17 protein-coding genes and 1 pseudogene are annotated in these 16,506 nt (G+C 50.8%); 12 read left to right on the top strand and 6 right to left on the bottom strand.

The genetic code is table 11. The features are described 5' to 3' along the window. Positions 1 to 611 precede the first annotated feature (611 nt). The 12 genes and pseudogenes from IT774_RS13010 to IT774_RS12960 all read left to right on the top strand — a co-directional run bounded on the left by IT774_RS13010 (position 612) and on the right by IT774_RS12960 (position 10,568). Positions 612 to 2,312: a methyl-accepting chemotaxis protein gene (locus tag IT774_RS13010; protein ID WP_195810141.1), complete on the top strand. Its 1,701-nt coding sequence runs from the start codon at positions 612 to 614 to the stop codon at positions 2,310 to 2,312. A gap of 494 nt (positions 2,313 to 2,806) precedes the next feature. Further along, positions 2,807 to 3,424, top strand: coding sequence for a cytochrome c biogenesis heme-transporting ATPase CcmA (ccmA, locus tag IT774_RS13005; protein ID WP_195810140.1), 618 nt, complete (start codon positions 2,807 to 2,809; stop codon positions 3,422 to 3,424). Then, entirely contained in the window at positions 3,421 to 4,089 is a 669-nt protein-coding gene (ccmB, locus tag IT774_RS13000; RefSeq protein ID WP_195810139.1) for a heme exporter protein CcmB, read from the top strand. Before ccmA ends, ccmB begins: the two co-directional genes overlap by 4 nt. Beyond that, positions 4,089 to 4,847 (top strand): heme ABC transporter permease, encoded by a 759-nt coding sequence (locus IT774_RS12995; protein WP_195810138.1) that lies wholly within the window; start codon positions 4,089 to 4,091, stop codon positions 4,845 to 4,847. Before ccmB ends, IT774_RS12995 begins: the two co-directional genes overlap by 1 nt. Then, complete coding sequence (ccmD, locus tag IT774_RS12990; RefSeq protein ID WP_195810137.1) at positions 4,837 to 5,049, top strand: heme exporter protein CcmD; 213 nt, start codon at positions 4,837 to 4,839, stop codon at positions 5,047 to 5,049. The genes IT774_RS12995 and ccmD overlap by 11 nt, the downstream gene beginning before the upstream one ends. Positions 5,050 to 5,052: 3 nt before the next feature. Next, positions 5,053 to 5,526, top strand: coding sequence for a cytochrome c maturation protein CcmE (ccmE, locus tag IT774_RS12985; protein ID WP_195810136.1), 474 nt, complete (start codon positions 5,053 to 5,055; stop codon positions 5,524 to 5,526). Then, on the top strand, positions 5,520 to 7,520 hold the full coding sequence (locus IT774_RS12980) for a heme lyase CcmF/NrfE family subunit (protein WP_195810135.1): 2,001 nt from the start codon (positions 5,520 to 5,522) through the stop codon (positions 7,518 to 7,520). The genes ccmE and IT774_RS12980 overlap by 7 nt, the downstream gene beginning before the upstream one ends. After that, on the top strand, positions 7,517 to 7,858 hold the full coding sequence (locus IT774_RS17930) for a redoxin family protein (protein ID WP_332308851.1): 342 nt from the start codon (positions 7,517 to 7,519) through the stop codon (positions 7,856 to 7,858). The genes IT774_RS12980 and IT774_RS17930 overlap by 4 nt, the downstream gene beginning before the upstream one ends. A 5-nt stretch (positions 7,859 to 7,863) precedes the next feature. Then, positions 7,864 to 8,100, top strand: coding sequence for a thioredoxin domain-containing protein (locus IT774_RS17925; RefSeq protein ID WP_332308850.1), 237 nt, complete (start codon positions 7,864 to 7,866; stop codon positions 8,098 to 8,100). Next, positions 8,097 to 8,540 (top strand): cytochrome c-type biogenesis protein, encoded by a 444-nt coding sequence (locus tag IT774_RS12970; protein WP_195810134.1) that lies wholly within the window; start codon positions 8,097 to 8,099, stop codon positions 8,538 to 8,540. The genes IT774_RS17925 and IT774_RS12970 overlap by 4 nt, the downstream gene beginning before the upstream one ends. A 2-nt stretch (positions 8,541 to 8,542) precedes the next feature. Further along, complete coding sequence (gene ccmI / locus IT774_RS12965) at positions 8,543 to 9,769, top strand: c-type cytochrome biogenesis protein CcmI (protein WP_195810133.1); 1,227 nt, start codon at positions 8,543 to 8,545, stop codon at positions 9,767 to 9,769. A gap of 17 nt (positions 9,770 to 9,786) precedes the next feature. Further along, a pseudogene (locus IT774_RS12960) lies at positions 9,787 to 10,568 on the top strand (MlaA family lipoprotein). 49 nt (positions 10,569 to 10,617) lie between these two features. Here IT774_RS12960 and galE read toward each other — a convergent pair. From galE to IT774_RS12930, 6 genes are all read right to left on the bottom strand, one after another. Beyond that, on the bottom strand, positions 10,618 to 11,637 hold the full coding sequence (gene galE, locus IT774_RS12955; protein WP_195810132.1) for a UDP-glucose 4-epimerase GalE: 1,020 nt from the start codon (positions 11,635 to 11,637) through the stop codon (positions 10,618 to 10,620). A 2-nt stretch (positions 11,638 to 11,639) separates the two neighbouring features. After that, a complete protein-coding gene (locus IT774_RS12950) occupies positions 11,640 to 11,942 on the bottom strand; it encodes a DUF6170 family protein (protein ID WP_195810131.1) in 303 nt (100 codons plus the stop codon). A gap of 101 nt (positions 11,943 to 12,043) precedes the next feature. After that, positions 12,044 to 13,516 carry a peptide MFS transporter gene (locus IT774_RS12945; protein ID WP_232365209.1) on the bottom strand — a complete coding sequence of 491 codons (1,473 nt, stop codon included), beginning with the start codon at positions 13,514 to 13,516 and terminating at the stop codon, positions 12,044 to 12,046. 418 nt (positions 13,517 to 13,934) lie between these two features. Then, the gene (locus IT774_RS12940) at positions 13,935 to 15,053 is read right to left on the bottom strand and encodes a capsule biosynthesis protein (protein ID WP_195810129.1); all 1,119 of its coding nucleotides are present in this window, start codon (positions 15,051 to 15,053) and stop codon (positions 13,935 to 13,937) included. Between the two features lie 4 nt (positions 15,054 to 15,057). Then, positions 15,058 to 15,729: an ABC transporter ATP-binding protein gene (locus tag IT774_RS12935; RefSeq protein ID WP_195810128.1), complete on the bottom strand. Its 672-nt coding sequence runs from the start codon at positions 15,727 to 15,729 to the stop codon at positions 15,058 to 15,060. Further along, on the bottom strand, positions 15,726 to 16,505 hold the full coding sequence (locus tag IT774_RS12930; RefSeq protein WP_195810127.1) for an ABC transporter permease: 780 nt from the start codon (positions 16,503 to 16,505) through the stop codon (positions 15,726 to 15,728). Before IT774_RS12930 ends, IT774_RS12935 begins: the two co-directional genes overlap by 4 nt. Position 16,506 lies beyond the last annotated feature (1 nt).

The raw sequence follows: 16,506 nt of genomic DNA, 5'->3' as shown, positions 1-16,506 counted from the left end.
AGGACCGCGAACTTTCCTAAACCGGTCTGATACTGGAGGTGACCGCAGTCATGCCCCTGGGGGGGAGAGGAAATTCGTCGGAAGCCCCTGATACAGCTGGCCGCCTCCCGCCACATGCCAGCGCAAGGCGAATAATACATCTCAGGGTAAGTCATACCTCACCCTAGTTGGTCTTTGTAATTGGTCCTAAATAACGAGTAGTCATGCCTGGAATTATCGGGCTGGCGATAGAGCGTGTAAAAGCATCGCAACCAAACCGGCAGGGACCTACAGGCAGGTGCGTACAGTACGCTGTTTAACCAGGCAGGCCTACGAGGTCTTAGGCTGGCTACTGTTGTTAACAAGTCCGGATACCACTCGATCGGCGCTATTATTTGAATGAGCCACTGGTTCTTCCCGATCGAGAGACAGCCTCTTTTCGAAAGTAAAACTTCAATAAACCTTCGCTATTTATAGGGTTATGAAAAAAACGGTTAATGTTTATCCCTGCGCTCTGTGTTCTGCGTAGCGCTGTAGCAGTGCTGGCTTGCTTGAATAGTACAATTTTTAAACTAGACTCAATTTAGCCTTCAGGCGAACATTTGTTTGATTATTGTTCAGGAACCTTTCCCATGCGCACACGCTCACTACAATTCAAGCTTGGAACTAGTTTGGTGATGACAATCGCCGCAATGATCGTCGTTGCCTTTATCGCTATTTTCAACATGGACAATGCGGTGAACAAGCTTGGCCATGTCATTAGTGTGACTAAAGCCTGGGAAAAACAGGCGGATACCGCCAACCTGCTATTTAAGCGGCAGGTTCAGGAGTGGAAAAATGTTTTGCTCAGAGGCCATGATCCAGAACAAATGGAAAAATACTGGAGCCGTTTCCAGGCCAGACAGGCGGAGGTCCAGCAATTGGTGAGCACCTTATCGTCAAGTCTCTCTACCAAACCAGAACTGCAGGCCATCGCCCAGGATTTTTTGAGAACCCACAAAAAAATGGGACTGCAGTACAACAAAGGCCGGCAGGCCTACATCGACAGTGGTTTTGATCCGAAAGTAGGCGATGCAGCGGTAAAAGGGATAGACCGAGCCCCTTCGGCCTCTATGGAGGAGTTGGGCAATAAATTAAAAACGGATGCCAGTCTGGACAGCTCTGGCGCCGACCAGGCCAAGGTGCTTGCTATCCTCATGACGCTGATCTTAAGCCCCACAGTCCTGTTCATGCTCAACTGGTATATCCGTCGAGCCATTATTAAACCTATTCAACAGCTTGAACGTGGTGTTGAGCTTATGAACGCGGGAACATTTGATCAACCCATCGAAACAAACCGCCGCGATGAATTGGGCGATCTGGCCAATAGTATGAACCGGTTGAGAATATTATTGGGTGGGATGATCGGTCGGCTTGAATCAAACTGCGAGGCGCTCGGCGAAGCAACCCAGCGGCTCGATATTATGTCGACTGAAATCAATCGGGCCACCAGCAAACAACGGGAACTGAGTGATCTGGCGGCTACGTCGGTGGAAGAAATGCATACCGCATCCAATGAAGTGGCAGCCAATGCGACCGAAACAGCGACGTCGACGGCGCGTTCCGAGACGCTGGTGAAGTCTGGAAGCAGTGCCATGATAAATGCGCAAGATACAATGACTGGACTGCTAGAGCGCACTGCGGAAACCGATCGGTTGATCAGCCAACTTGCCGTGGAAACAGAAAATGTCGGCTCGGTACTCGAGGTGATTGGGGGGATTGCCGAGCAGACCAATCTGCTTGCGCTAAACGCGGCCATTGAAGCTGCACGAGCCGGCGAACAGGGCAGGGGCTTCTCGGTGGTGGCAGATGAAGTGCGCTCATTGGCCCAGCGCACTCAAGAGTCAACGGTAGAAATTGAAGCCATTTTGCACAATATTGAGAATCGGGTGAAGGCGTCGGTGGCGTCAATGGAGGCGGGCCGGGTGCAGACCGAGTCTACTCATGAGTACATTAAGAACGCAGATAACCTGCTGGCGGAAATTCTAGTCTCCGTCACATTGATCAATGAAAAGAACCATTACATCGCGTCGGCCGCTGCCGAGCAAAGCGGTGTGAGTCAATCCCTGGCGGTGCAGATCCTCGACATGCGCAACCTGGCCGAGAGCACCTCTAATGAAAATCGCGATGTTTGTTCTTTAAGTAGCCAGTTGGCGCAGCTGGCACAGGCGTTACAAGGCGAAGTTGACCACTTACGAGGCCGGAACAAGAGCACCGTTCCCGAGTCACTTTCATCGACCCCAACCTCAGGCGCTGCGCCGGTCTCTGAGTTAGCGCCGCCCCAGCTGGCCTGACGCCAGTCAGCGCCTTACCTGCGCACCGGATCCGTATACGCAGCAGACCTTACTATCGTCAGCATATGCCTGCACACAGTAGGTAATTAGCCCGGGTTCACCGTGTTTGAGGCTTGTTTTTACGGGCACAAAGCCTGCCTCAATTATCTGCATAATAAATATCTCAAAAGCAGCACCCAACTTTCGCCTTCTCGCCTACCCGACTTCTAACTTAGCCGGCTTCTAACTTAGTCGCTTATAAGCCTCACCGAATCCCTGTGTTTAGTTACCCGCCCGTCAAGTTGCACCAGCGCGGGTAGATATCAAACATCTGATGAATCGCTGATACGTCATAATGATGCAGCTGGCTAATTCAGCGGGCGGGACATTTCACCCCGGGCGAGCCCTTTCACAACTTTGGCCAGCCGGCTTACTTTGTTCAATACTCGCGCAGATTTTTTTGTGTGGTAAACTGCGTTTTACCATTGCTAAGTAACGAGAACGGAAGCGCTTTCTTGCCTGAATTAGTCGTACAGGATGTGTCATGTAGCAAACGTGATCGCATTTTGTTTGAGAACCTATCGCTGCAGATTTCATCGGGACAGTTAATTCACCTGCGTGGGCCTAATGGGGCCGGAAAAACCAGCTTGCTGCGAATTATTGCCGGACTGAGTCAGGCCGACACCGGGCAGGTGTTGTGGGATTCCCAGCCACTGAACGCTACTTACTTTGAAACCATGGTGTATCTGGGTCACAAAAGCGGGCTGACCGCGAGCTTAAGTGCGCTGGAAAATCTGCAGTTTTGGGCGCATCTGCATCAGGCTGAATGCAGCGACGCGCAGTTATATGATCTGTTAACCCGTCTGGGGCTGGTGGGTCTTGAAGATTTGCCTGTCAAAATGCTGTCAGCAGGACAGCAGCGGCGGGTGGCTTTAGCCCGCTTATGGCTTAAACCCGCGCAGTTGTGGATCCTCGATGAGCCTTTTACGGCATTAGATACCGCCGGAATTGCCCTGATAGAGCAGCATATTACTCAATTTGTAGCCAGTGGCGGGGCGGTAATTCTGACCTCACACCAAACCCTGCAGGCAACATGCTATCTGCAGGTGGTTGAGCTGGAGTATACTTTGTGAACCGGCTTATTAAAGGGGTATTACATCGGGATCTGGCGGTGGCGTTCCGGCAAAAAGGTGAACTTGCCCAACCCCTATTATTTTTGCTGATTGTGGTAACCCTCTTTCCCATTGCGGTGGGCCCGGCACCCCAGATTCTGCAGCGAATTGGTCCCGGGGTTATCTGGGTGGCAGCAATTTTATCAGCCCTGCTTGGCATGGAGCGTTTGTTCAAACAAGATTATCAGGATGGCTCGCTGGAGCAGTTGTTGTTGAGCGGGGTGCCGGTTTTTCAGATTGTTGTTATTAAATCAGCGGTACACTGGCTGGTAAGCTTTTTGCCATTGTTGCTGCTCTCGCCCTTACTGGCGTTATTTTTAAACTTATCGTGGCCGATGTATCTGGCGCTTTGCGCCTCGCTATTGCTGGGTACGCCCTTGCTATCACTGGTCGGGGCCATTGCCGTAGGCCTTACAGTGGGGGTAGAAAAAGGGGCCCTGTTGCCATCGCTGCTGATGCTACCGGTGTTCATTCCCTTGTTGATTTTTGCTACCTCTGCGGTAGAGTCAGCAGCATTACACGTTTCTTATGCACCCCAGCTTGCCATTATTGGTGCGATGCTGATGTGCGCTCTGGCGGTAGCACCCTTTGCCACGGCCTATGCTTTGAAAGTGAGTCAGCACTGATGTTCAAGTGGTTACATCCTTATGCAAAAACGCAGGCCGCCTACCGCTTATGCCAGCGTCTGACCCCCTGGTTTGCGGCGATCAGTGCAGCATTGCTGATCCCCGGTACGCTGTGGGGGTTGTTGTTTACGCCGGCTGATTATCAGCAGGGCGATTCTTTTCGGATCATCTATATCCATGTGCCCGCCGCGATGCTGAGTATGAGCACCTATGTGGCAATGGCGTTGGCTGCCCTGGTGGGCATTGTATGGCAATGGCGCACCGCCTTTATGGCCATGATAGCGATGGCACCTGTGGGCGCAGCAATGACCTTTATTGCTTTATTTACCGGAGCAGCCTGGGGTAAACCCATGTGGGGGACCTGGTGGGTATGGGATGCGCGACTGACCTCAGAGCTTATTTTATTCTTTTTATATTGCGGCGTTATCGCTCTTTACGGCACATTTGATGACAAGCAGCAAGCAGGTAAGGCGGCCGGCGTTATGGCGCTGGTGGGCGTAGTAAATATTCCGGTCATTCACTTTTCGGTAGAGTGGTGGAATACGCTGCATCAGGGCGCCACCATTACCAAATTTGATAAACCTTCGATTGCCGCCGAAATGCTGTGGCCATTGCTGATGAATATTGGGGGCATGGCCATGTTTATTGCTACGCTCACCTGTTTACGACTGAAAAATGAAATCATCCGGCGCGAACTGCATCGCCCCTGGGTGTATCAGCTTTTACACCGTGACAAAGGAAATCAGGATGCAGTTTGATTCGCTAAGCAGTTTTGTGGCCATGGGAGGGTATGGCTTGTATGTCTGGCTCAGCTTTGGTGTTTCATTTTTGGTGATGGCAGTGCTGGTTGGTTCAGCCAGGGTTGAGCGACGCAGGCTGTTAAAATCGATTACCCAACATCAACAGCGTCAGGCGCGCATTCAAAAAGCCCGGCAGCACACAAAGCCGGCTCAGGAGTAACCTGTGAATCCAAGACGAAAACAACGATTGATTATTGTTCTGGGTGTGGGAGGGCTGCTCAGCGCAGCTGTGGCGCTGATGTTATTTGCGCTCAATGATAATATTGATTTGTTTTATACCCCATCAGAGGTGGTCAGCGGTAAGCAGGGCACCCTTCCCCAGGTTGGCCAGCGCTTACGCATTGGCGGGTTGGTAGTGCCAGGCTCGGTAACCCGGGATCCGGAGTCCCTGGATGTGACATTTGCGCTGATTGATACCGGGCCCCAGGTCACCGTGTCGTATCAGGGCATCTTGCCGGACTTATTTCGCGAAGGGCAGGGGATTGTGGCTACCGGTGTATTGACACAGGCCACGCACATCAGGGCTCAGGAAGTGTTAGCCAAACATGATGAAGAATATATGCCCCCGGAACTGGCAGAAAAGCTCAAGGGGATTAAACATCAGAAGCCGGCGAAAATGGAAGGCGCCACATGGTAGTGCCTGAGTTAGGTAATATCGCGCTGACCCTGGCGCTGGTATGTGCCATTTTACTGGCTGTTTACCCGCTGGCGGGCGCGGCCAAAGGCCATGCTGCGCTCATCGCCTCGGCCCGGCCATTGGCGGCGGGGATGTTTGTATTTACCCTGATTGCATTTATTTGCTTATCGTATGCCTTTGCCACCGATGACTTTTCGGTGGCTTATGTTGCCCAGCATTCCAACAGCCAGCTGCCCATGCACTACAAATTAACCGCAGTATGGGGCGGGCATGAAGGCTCGTTTTTGTTATGGGTGCTGATGCTAAGTTTCTGGACCGTAGCCGTAGCTGTATTTAGTCGCAGCGTACCACCGGAAATGGTTGCCAGAGTGCTGGCGGTGTTGGGGATGATCGCCATTGGCTTCTATTTATTTATGCTGCTTACCTCCAACCCTTTTGAAAGTATGTTGCCGTTTTTTCCGGTAGATGGTCGGGATCTTAACCCGCTGCTGCAGGACTTTGGAATGATCATTCACCCGCCCATGTTGTATATGGGGTATGTGGGCTTTGCGGTGGCCTTTGCCTTTGCGGTAGCGGCGCTGATTGCCGGGCGCCTGGATTCTACCTGGGCGCGCTGGTCACGGCCGTGGGTTATTGCAGCCTGGTCCTTTTTAACCGTGGGGATCTGTCTTGGGAGTTGGTGGGCCTATTATGAATTAGGCTGGGGCGGCTGGTGGTTCTGGGATCCGGTAGAAAATGCGTCCTTTATGCCCTGGCTTGTGGGTACCGCATTAATGCATTCGCTGGCGGTGACCGAAAAGCGTAAAGTGTTCCGATCCTGGACTGTATTGTTAGCAATTGCGGCCTTCTCTCTTAGTCTGCTGGGGACGTTTTTAGTGCGCTCGGGCGTAATTGTGTCGGTGCATTCGTTTGCCAGCGACCCCACCCGAGGTCTGTTCATTCTGGCTATTCTGATTATTTTAAGTGGCGCAGCCCTGGTGTTGTATGCGTTTCGGGCCAGTACCCTTAACAGCGTGGCACGCTATCAGATGTTTTCTCGTGAAGTCTTGCTGATGGGCAACAACCTGTTTTTGTGCGCCGCCACTATCGTGGTGTTGCTAGGCACCTTATTACCACTTATCCACAAGGAAATTGGCCTGGGCTCTATCTCGATTGGGGCGCCGTTTTTCAATAAAATGTTTGTGTATCTGGTGGTACCGTTTGTATTTATGCTGGGCATCGGGCCGCTGGTGCGATGGAAGAGCCAGCCGGTAGGGGCATTAAGCCGACAAATGTTACTGGCATTCGGATTAAGCCTCAGTGCTGCCCTGCTGGTATTTTTCTCCTACTCGCAGCCAGCTTATATGGCCGTGCTGGGTTTAGTGCTGGCCTTCTGGATCGTCATTTGTACGATTATGGAGGTCCTGCAGCGTCTTGAAAGCCTGGGCCAGCAGCATAGTGTGTTACAACGGTTGTCTATGCTCACCCGTAGCCACTGGGCTATGGTGCTGGGACATTTAGGCTTTGCTGTTTCACTTATTGGCATTACGCTGGTCAGTAATTATGAACTGGAACGTGATATTCGTATGAGCCCTGGCGAGCAGGTGACCATAGGCGCATACCAGGTCAGGTTTGATGCGCATACTACGCAGGCCGGCCCCAATTATAATGCTGATGTCGGCCAGTTTACTGTCAGTCAGAGTGGGCAGGAAGTGGCCGTGTTATTCCCTGAAAAACGGCTGTATCTGGTACAAAAAATGCCGATGACCGAAGCGGCAATTGATTCGGGCTTAACGCGCGACATTTTTATCGCGTTGGGCGAGCCTCTTAGTGGCTCGGCGTGGGCGGTACGCATTTATATCAAGCCGTTTGTGATCTGGATTTGGAGCGGCGGCGGGATCATGGCGATGGCCGGATTGCTGGCGGTAAGCGATCGGCGTTACCGGCTGGGCCGGGCGCGTAGCACGGTCATTTCAGGGTCAGGCGCGACAACCACTCCTGCTGAGGTCCTATGAAAAAGTTCTGGCTGGTCATGCTGCCCCTGATTGTCTTTATTGCCGGGGTGAGCTTCTTATATCAGGGATTATTTTCCGATCCCCGGCAACTGGACTCGCAGGCGACCGGCAAAGCGGTCCCGGCTTTCTCGTTACCCGATCTAATGGCGGCAAATACGATGTATACCGAAGCTGCGCTAACAGGTCAGGTCACCATATTAAATGTCTGGGGCGTGTGGTGTATCACCTGTGCAGTAGAATTACCGTATCTAACCCAGTTGCGTGAAGATGAAGGGGTTCGCTTTGTGGGTTGTATTTTGATCAGGATATCGATCCGGACTTCGGTGCCAAGAGCCTGAATCAGGTGCAACAGGAAGTCATTGCCATGCTCAAACGCTTTGGCAACCCTTATCAGTTCAATATTTATGACACCTACCGGGACCTGTCTTTAGATTTAGGGGTGACGGGTGCGCCGGAGCATTTTGTTATTGATGCCCAGGGTACCGTGCGGCTGCACCATGTGGGCGATATTAATGAACGGGTGTGGCGCAATAAAATTCAGCCGGTTTATCAGCAGCTTCAGCAGGAGCAGACCTTGTGAGAGTATTTATCTTCATCGTCCTGGTCTGTGGCAGCGCCTGGGGCTGGGCGGCGCAAAACAACTATCAGTTCGACAATGAGACCCAGCGTGCCCAGTTTACTACCTTAACCCAAACCCTGCGCTGTCCTATGTGCCAGAATCAGAATATCGCTGACTCTGATGCCATGATAGCAAAAGATATGCGCCGAAAAGTCTACCAGCTGACGCTGGAAGGACAGTCCCGGGAGCAAATTATTGCCTATATGAAAGCCCGGTATGGCGATTTTGTTTATTATGAGCCGCCACTTACAGTGGCCACCATCTGGCTGTGGATTTTACCGGTGGGATTTGCGCTTTGCGGTTTATGGATTGTGCTAAAGCGCGGCAAACCTGCACCGCCTGCGGATATGGCCGAACAGCTGGCAAAGGCAGAGCGGCTGCTAAAACAGGATAAGGAGTAGTGATGTCCTGGTTTCATATTGCGGTGGCAGGGCTACTGACCCTGTTGGTGATACTGGTCGCGCTGCCGTGGCTGGGGCGTCAGCGGCTTGCGAGCAAACAGACTGATGACAACACTCGGTTGATTCAGGATCGTTTAGCCGAGCTGGAAGCAGAAGCGTCACAGGGGATGATCAGCGATCAGGATCTACGACAGGCTTGTGATGAGTTAAAACTGGCGCTGGTGGACGAGCATCGGCGCGATTCTGCCTTCGCTAACGCCGCAGGACGTTTATGGGTGGTCTTAGGTGCAATACTGGCGATCGCGGGGGGAAGCCTGACTTATTATAAAGTCAATCAGCTGCCCCAGGTCGCTCATAGTCAGCAGGCTATTGAGGCTTTGCCGGCGTTGTCGCAAAAGTTACAAACAGGGTCGGCCCGGGATATTACTGACACCGATATTAGTCAGCTTGCACTGGCCATTCGTCAGCGCCTGCACCGCAACCCAGAAGACGCCCAGGGGTGGATGTTTTTAGCACGGATGCAGGCCTCACTTAACCGCCGCGCCCAGGCTCTGGAAGCGATGGAAAAAGCCTATCGACTAAAACCCCGGGACGAGGCCATTTTGATGAGCTACGTACAGTTGCTGATGGGCGCTGGCGAGCGTGAGCAGGTAGCCATGGCAAGGGATATTCTGGCCCAAAAGCTAATCCACGAGCCGGATAATTTACGCTATGCACTGATGATGGCGGTGGCCTCTGCCCAGCTGGGGGACTTACCGGCGACCCAGCGTTATTACAGCCAAATTAAGCCCAAACTGCCGCCGGAGAGTGAAATGCTGCGCAGTCTGGAACAGCGCATTACCGAGCTCAGTCAACAAGCAGGGCCACCCGTGCAAACCGCGCTGGCGGTTACCGTTACCCTCAGTGAGTCATTCCCTGCCGAAGCGATTCCGGGGGAAGGCTACCTGCTGGTGTTTGCCCAGCAGCAAGATAGTGAAAACCGAATGCCGGCGGCGGTCGTAAAACAACCCTTGTCCGGGTTTCCGGTCACCGTGACTTTAAGCGTCAGTGATGCCATGATGCCCGGCTTTACGCTGGCAGAACTTGATCAGGTAAAACTGATTGCCCGTATCTCGTCTGACGAGGATGTGATGCCTTCCCCCGGAGACCTGCAGGGCGCTATTTCTTTTGACTTAGTCCAGGGGCGCCTTACTAAACATGCAATCGAGATCAATAAGGAACTCAAGTGAACAAATTTAAACATGCCATGTACATTGGGCTGTTACTGGCCTGTGGCATTCTTACAGGCTGTGCCTCTAATAATTCATCTGAACAGGCTGATGCCCAAACCGAGGCTAATATCTCGGATCCCCGGGACCCCTTTGAATCGGTTAACCGGGAAATCTGGGATTTTAACTGGGACATCGTGGATGCTTATTTTATCCGGCCGGTCACTGTGGGTTATACCACGGTAACCCACAGTTTGCCCGTACCGGATTATTAAATGCAGCCAACAACCTGGAAGAGCCGGCTAATTTTGTAAATAACATGCTTCAGGGTGACTTTGATGAGGGCATGGACAGCCTGGCGCGATTTTTAATCAACTCTACGGTCGGTTTACTGGGAACCATCGATGTCGCAGGTAAGATTGGTGTTGAGCGTCAGCGTGAAAATTTTGGCGAAGTGCTGGCGGTGTGGGGCGTTGAGACCGGCCCATTTTTAATGCTGCCAGGTTTAGGCCCGTCTGATCCCCGTAGTTTTACCGGGCAGGTGGCCGATGGTTATTATTATCCCATGACTGTATTAAGTGCGCCTTATTCTATAGCCTCCTTTGCCGTGTCGCTACTTGAAGGGCGCGCCGCCTTGATGGACCAGGAACAACAACTTGAACAGTCCTTTGACCAGTATTCATTTGTCAAAAATGCCTATTTTCAGAATCTGAAGTTTCGGGTTACTGATGGTCAGGTGGGTGAAGACGCCGTGGATGCCGAGCAAGAGCAGGAAGATTTTGAGAACTTTGAAGCGTTACTCGAAGGTGACGGTAACTAACATACTGATCACCCCGGCTTGGGCATAAGCGCAAGCCGGGGGTTATCGATTACTGGCTATACCCATTCGGGTTATTCGATTGCCAGTTCCAGCTATCCTGACACATATCTTTCAGGCCTTTACTGGCATGCCAGTTTAATTCCCTGGCTGCCAGGGTGGGGTCGGCGTAACAGGCGGCCACATCACCACTACGGCGAGGAGCGACCTGGTAATTGATGGTGGTCCCTGAGGCATTTTCGAATGCTTTTATCATCTCCAGCACCGAATAGCCCTGGCCAGTACCAAGATTATAAATATCCAGGCCCATATTAAGCTCGATGCGATCCAGGGCCTTCAGGTGGCCGTTGGCTAAATCCTCGACATGAATATAGTCCCGTACCCCGGTACCATCTTTGGTATCGTAATCATCGCCAAATACACTTAACTGTGCCAGCTTGCCGGTGGCAACCTGGGCGATATACGGCATCAGGTTGTTAGGAATACCATTAGGATCTTCGCCAATCTGGCCTGATGAATGGGCACCGACGGGATTAAAGTAACGCAGCAGCACAATATTCCAGCTGGTGTCTGACTGATATAAATCAGTAAGCATCTTTTCCACCATCAGCTTGGACATACCGTAAGGATTCGTGGGTTCACCGGTGGCCATTTTTTCGTGCAATGGCAGGGCCACGGGATCGCCATAGACGGTGGCTGAAGAGCTGAATACCAGGCTTTTCACATTGTATCGGCGCATAGCATTACACAGGTTGAGGGTGCCGTAGACATTATTTTCGTAATAAGCCAGCGGCTGTGCTACCGACTCACCGACCGCTTTTAGCCCGGCAAAATGAATCACCGAGTCAATAGGGTAGTTACTGAAAACGGCGTCCAATGCCTTGTCATCACGAATGTCACCTTCCACAAAACTCACAGATTTTCCGGTTATTGCTTCTACCCGGCGCAGCGATTCGGCACTGGCATTCACCAGATTATCCAGTACAACAACACTGAAATTTTGCTCCAGTAACTGCAAGGTGGTGTGGCTGCCGATATAGCCGGCGCCGCCGGTAACCAGAACTGTTTTCATTATCACTCCTTAGATGTGGTTTCAGGCAAGCTGAGATGTTTGACACACAGTGAATACTGCAAAGGTTTTACCACTAACGGATACAGTAAAAAAACCAGAAAAGCCCAAAGTAATGAGGTCCAGTCAGTCGCCGTTTGCAGGATCAGTGCGAATACCGGGACAATAACTAATAGTTTAAGCACATTTAACAGCGTCTTTTCCGGCACACTCATACGTTTGCCGGCGGCCTCCAGCAAGGCCATTCGTTCTGCCAGCGGACGATGCTGCAAACCGGGGATATTTCGGGTAGAAAAGTAAAAAGCCATGCCTGAACCTGTAAGAAAAAAGCCGTCACAACGGTGTGACGGCTTTATATTGTAAAAGATTGTACCCGCGGTTGAAAGACGGGCGATTAGCGATTATCGGTTCAGGTAGGCTCTGTTACCGGGTGACTGCCCTCTTTGGACTTGTTGTCCGCCAGCGCTTCCCAATAGCGGGTTTTCAGCGACAGCAGCAAGACCACGATACCAATGGCGATACTGAACAGGCTAATTTGCATGTACAGGTTGGGCATGGTGTCTAACCGATCGGGGTTGAAATTACCGGCCAGTAGCCCTGCAATAACATTACCAATTGAATAGGTCAGTACAAACACACCCATCATCTGCCCGGCAAAGCGACGGGGCGACAGCTTGCTGACCGCGCTCAGAGCGACCGGGCTCAGACACAACTCACCGACGGTGTGCAGGAAGTAGGTGGTAATCAACCAATAAGGCGCTACTTTTAAACCGCTGGCCGCCAGCTGAGCTGCAAAAAACATCACGATAAAGCCGGTCGCCATAATGATAAGACCAATGGCACATTTGGCGCCGTAGGAGGGATCCATCATCCGCTTGCCTAAGTTTACCCACAGGGCGGCAAAGAACGGCGATAACAGAATAATAAAGATGGAGTTGGCTGACTGGAACCAGGCCGGCGGAATGGAGAAGGCGCCAATCATGCGGTCAGTGTAATCACGTCCGAACAGGTTAAGAGAGGATCCAGCTTGTTCAAAGCCGGCCCAGAAACAGGCAGAGGCCACACAAATCAGGAACAGGGCGCCCATCCGTTTTTTCTCAGCTTCACTTAAGTTACCGAAAAAGAAGATCCCACCAAAATAAATAAAGAAGATAACGGTGAAGGCAATAGCCACATATTTAGCCAGTGCCACCGGGTCAATTACCAGAATTCCCATGGTAGTCGCGGCAGTAACGCCAATCAGTGTCAGTAAAAACACAATGATGCCTGTCCAGCCGGTCTTCTTGATGGAAGGCGAAGGTGCTGCAGCAGGTTCAAAGCCAACATCCTGAAGTTTGGAGCGGGTCGCTTTATACTGCAACAAGCCAATTGCCATACCTACTGCCGCGGCCCCGAAGGCCCAGTGATAACCCATATTTGGTGCCAGCCAGCCACACACGCCGTAGCCAATCAGTGAGCCGATATTGATACCCATATAATAGATGGTATAGCCACTGTCACGTCGGGCATCGTTGTCGGCGTACAGGCCGCCAACCATGGCACTGATGTTTGGCTTAAGCAGGCCAGTACCAAGTACTACCAGAATCAAGCCAATAAAAAAGGTACTGTGGCTGGGGATAGCCAGCACAATATGGCCACACATGATAATGATGCCGCCATACCAGACCGCTTGCTGACTGCCAATAAGCCGGTCAGCAATCCAGCCACCGGGCAGCCCCATAAAATACACCGCACCGGTGTATAAGCCATAAATGGCGGTGGCAGAAGCCACGGTAAAGGCCAGGCCTTCCTCTTGCAAAGATGCGGTCATAAACAGAACTAACAGGGCACGCATGCCGTAATAGCTCATACGTTCCCACATTTCTGTGAAAAACAGCGTCATCAGCCCCCCTGGATGGCCGATAAAGCTCGTGTCGTCAGATGTTTTTATTGTCACAATCAAATTCCGTATTATTTTATTTGTAAGTTCGGTATAGAAGTAGACAGTACTGCGTCTGTTTACGTGACTGTTTGTACCCGAAGGTATCGTCGTTATACTAGAGGCGGTTAGAATACACAAGTAAAGAGAAGGTTAAAAGGTCTATGCTATCAACCGCTGCGAGGTGCGCGACCACTGACCTGCAGATAAAAAAAAGGGGCCGGCTTAAGCCTTTTTAGCAGGATGCGGGTGCGGTTGAGCATTGATTCAGGAGGTAGTGGCGGGCGTTATTAACGGTGTGTAAAGACAACAAGCTCGCCTTAGCGATAAAACGCAAGCCCCGCCAGCCGGGATGAGTCCCGGCTCCAACGGCGACTCAGTCTCAAAGCTCTTTGATGGTTGCCACGATAATCCGGCCCACACCATAAACCAGAAACAAAATAACGCCAAACAAGGTCAGGTTATAGATGATTTGCGGGTATTTATTGCCCTCAGGCTGGGTGGGCCTTTCCACGGTCACCAGATGCTGTAATTTTTCATACGTTTCGACCCGGGTGTTTTCCAGCGTCATCAGTGATGAAGAATACGCCTGAATGGCCAGTTGCAGCTGAATTTGCATATCGCTGAACTGAGCCATCAATTGGGTCATCGTCACATCATTATTATCCCCCAACTCAGCATTGTTTAGTTGGCTTTTTTGCTTTTCTACTGATTGCCGCAGCGCCTTTATCTGGCGTTTGATATTACGCATTTCCGGGGCGATATCTGACATCATCCCGGACATGGTTTGTAGCTCAGCTTCTTTTTGCGCCAGCGTGGCTTCCAGCGAAAACGCGATTTGCTGGGACGCGGCGCCTTCGGCGGTAGGATCCAGCACATTGTATTTTGACTGGAAGGCCAGCAGCTCCTGTTTAGCCGTTTGCAGCTTTTGCTCTACAATATCGTGTTCACTTTTGGCAAACTTCAGTTTTGATTTTGCCAGCTGGTTATTAATATCATTAATGAAGTTTTCCGCATGATTGATGATGGCGGTATTCAGCTTATTGGCATAGTCGGAGCTAAAAGCCTTGGTCTTTAAGGTGATGACCGCCGAGCTGGAATCAACCGTGACATCAATATGGTCCAGATAATATTGGTACTTATCTTCCCGAGTGGCGCTGGATGACAGCCGGCTGAAGATGTCTGCTTCGGTGGTTTGAAAGTGCTCATTCATACCATACTCTTTTACCAGAAATCGGTACATATCCTGAGACTTGATAAATGCCTCTACCAGCACGCTATCGGTAGACAACGGGGCATCGGTGACCGATGACATAAGCAGCGACGAAGCATCAAAGGCACTACCACCATCCGATTTTTTTATGATCAGCTGGCTTTGGCTTTCATACTGGGCAGAGGCCACAAGAACCAGATACAAGGCGTAGATAAACCAGGCACCAAGAAATGCACGCCCCACATGTTGGGTCAACAGCTTCAATTTTTTTTGGGTCTTTTTTAGCACAGCGTTATTTACCTTTTTCTTTTTTCGGCTGATTGGTATAAACCGAGATGCCTTCTTCCAGATCTTCAAAGTATCTGAGTTTGCCATCTTCAATAAGCACCACAGAGCTACAGTACTCTCGAATCTGGTCGAGCTCGTGACTGACCATTATCACACCGCTGGTCTGGCTCTTTTCTTTAAGGGTTTTTTTCGCCTTTTTCCGAAACAGCGGATCGCCCACAGAGGTCGCCTCGTCAATCAAATAGATATCAAAGTCAATATTCATACAACAGGCAAATACCAGTTTAGCCCGCATACCTGACGAATAATTTTTGACCGGCAGATCAAATTTTTTGTCCAGTTCGGCAAATTCCTGAACATGTTGTTCGTATTTTTCCAGCGAGCGAACATTATTAATCCGACCAATAAACCGGGTGTTTTCCCGCCCGGTCATTTGCGGATGGATACCGGTTTGCAGCGCCACCGGCCACGACATCGCCCGGTTGGTCAGTATCTGCCCCCGGTCCGGATACTCACTTTTTGCCAGCAATCGAAACAAGGTGGATTTACCGGCCCCATTTTTTCCTAAAATGGCCACATTACGTTCGGTAGGAAACGTAAAGTTTAAATTTTTAAAAATATACTGCGGCCCCAGTTTACTGGGGTAGCTTTTAGTTAAATTACGAATTTCAATCATTTAGAAAGCACCCGTTTCCAGGTCAGGTGGTACAGCGCCAGAGAAAAAAACAAAAAAACGATAGTAACTCCGGCGGCATATTCGATACTCACACCTTTATGGCCATAGGAGGGGTACAGCGAATACCTGGCCAATTCAATAAAATGGACCATAGGATTCCAGTTCAGATAAGGCCAGTATTTTTCCGGGACATCCTGTAAACTGAAAAAAACACAGGAGATAAAAAACATCGGTCTGGTGAATAGATTTTTTATCTTGTTTATTTCGGGAACATACGAGGTAAGAATACCAAACAGTAAGCCCAACGAGCCCAAAAAGGTCCACATTAAGAAATAAAGGCTGATTAAAAGCAACGGGTTTTCAAACTGTACCTCGATTTGCAGCAGATAAATCGTCAGCGACAGCAACACAATGGCCCCTAGCTTTATCGCACACTCAAGAAACCCTGAGGTGACTAAAGCGGCAATCGGCTGCACCTGCCTGAAAGCGTAAAGAGGCTTATTCTTTTTAATTGAGCCTGCGACAGGCCCAAGGCTGGCCATAAATGACTGTATCGCCACCATGCCCACCATCATAAAGATAAGAATCGGCATAGAATGCACTTCAGAGCCTGAAATAAAGCTACGGGCAAACGACAGCGCAAAAATAAATAAAAAAGGCTCAAAGAAAGCCCAGCCCAGGCCGAGCTTGTCATTAAACTTGCTTTGGAGTTCGCGTAGGAACAAGGCGAAGATGACTCTTCGCCAGGCTGCCAGCTGTTCTTTTAGTGAAAGCATG

Origin of the sequence: Salinimonas marina, from assembly GCF_015644725.1 — a bacterium.
Lineage (GTDB): Bacteria > Pseudomonadota > Gammaproteobacteria > Enterobacterales > Alteromonadaceae > Alteromonas.
This window is presented reverse-complemented; position numbering and strand designations above follow the sequence as displayed.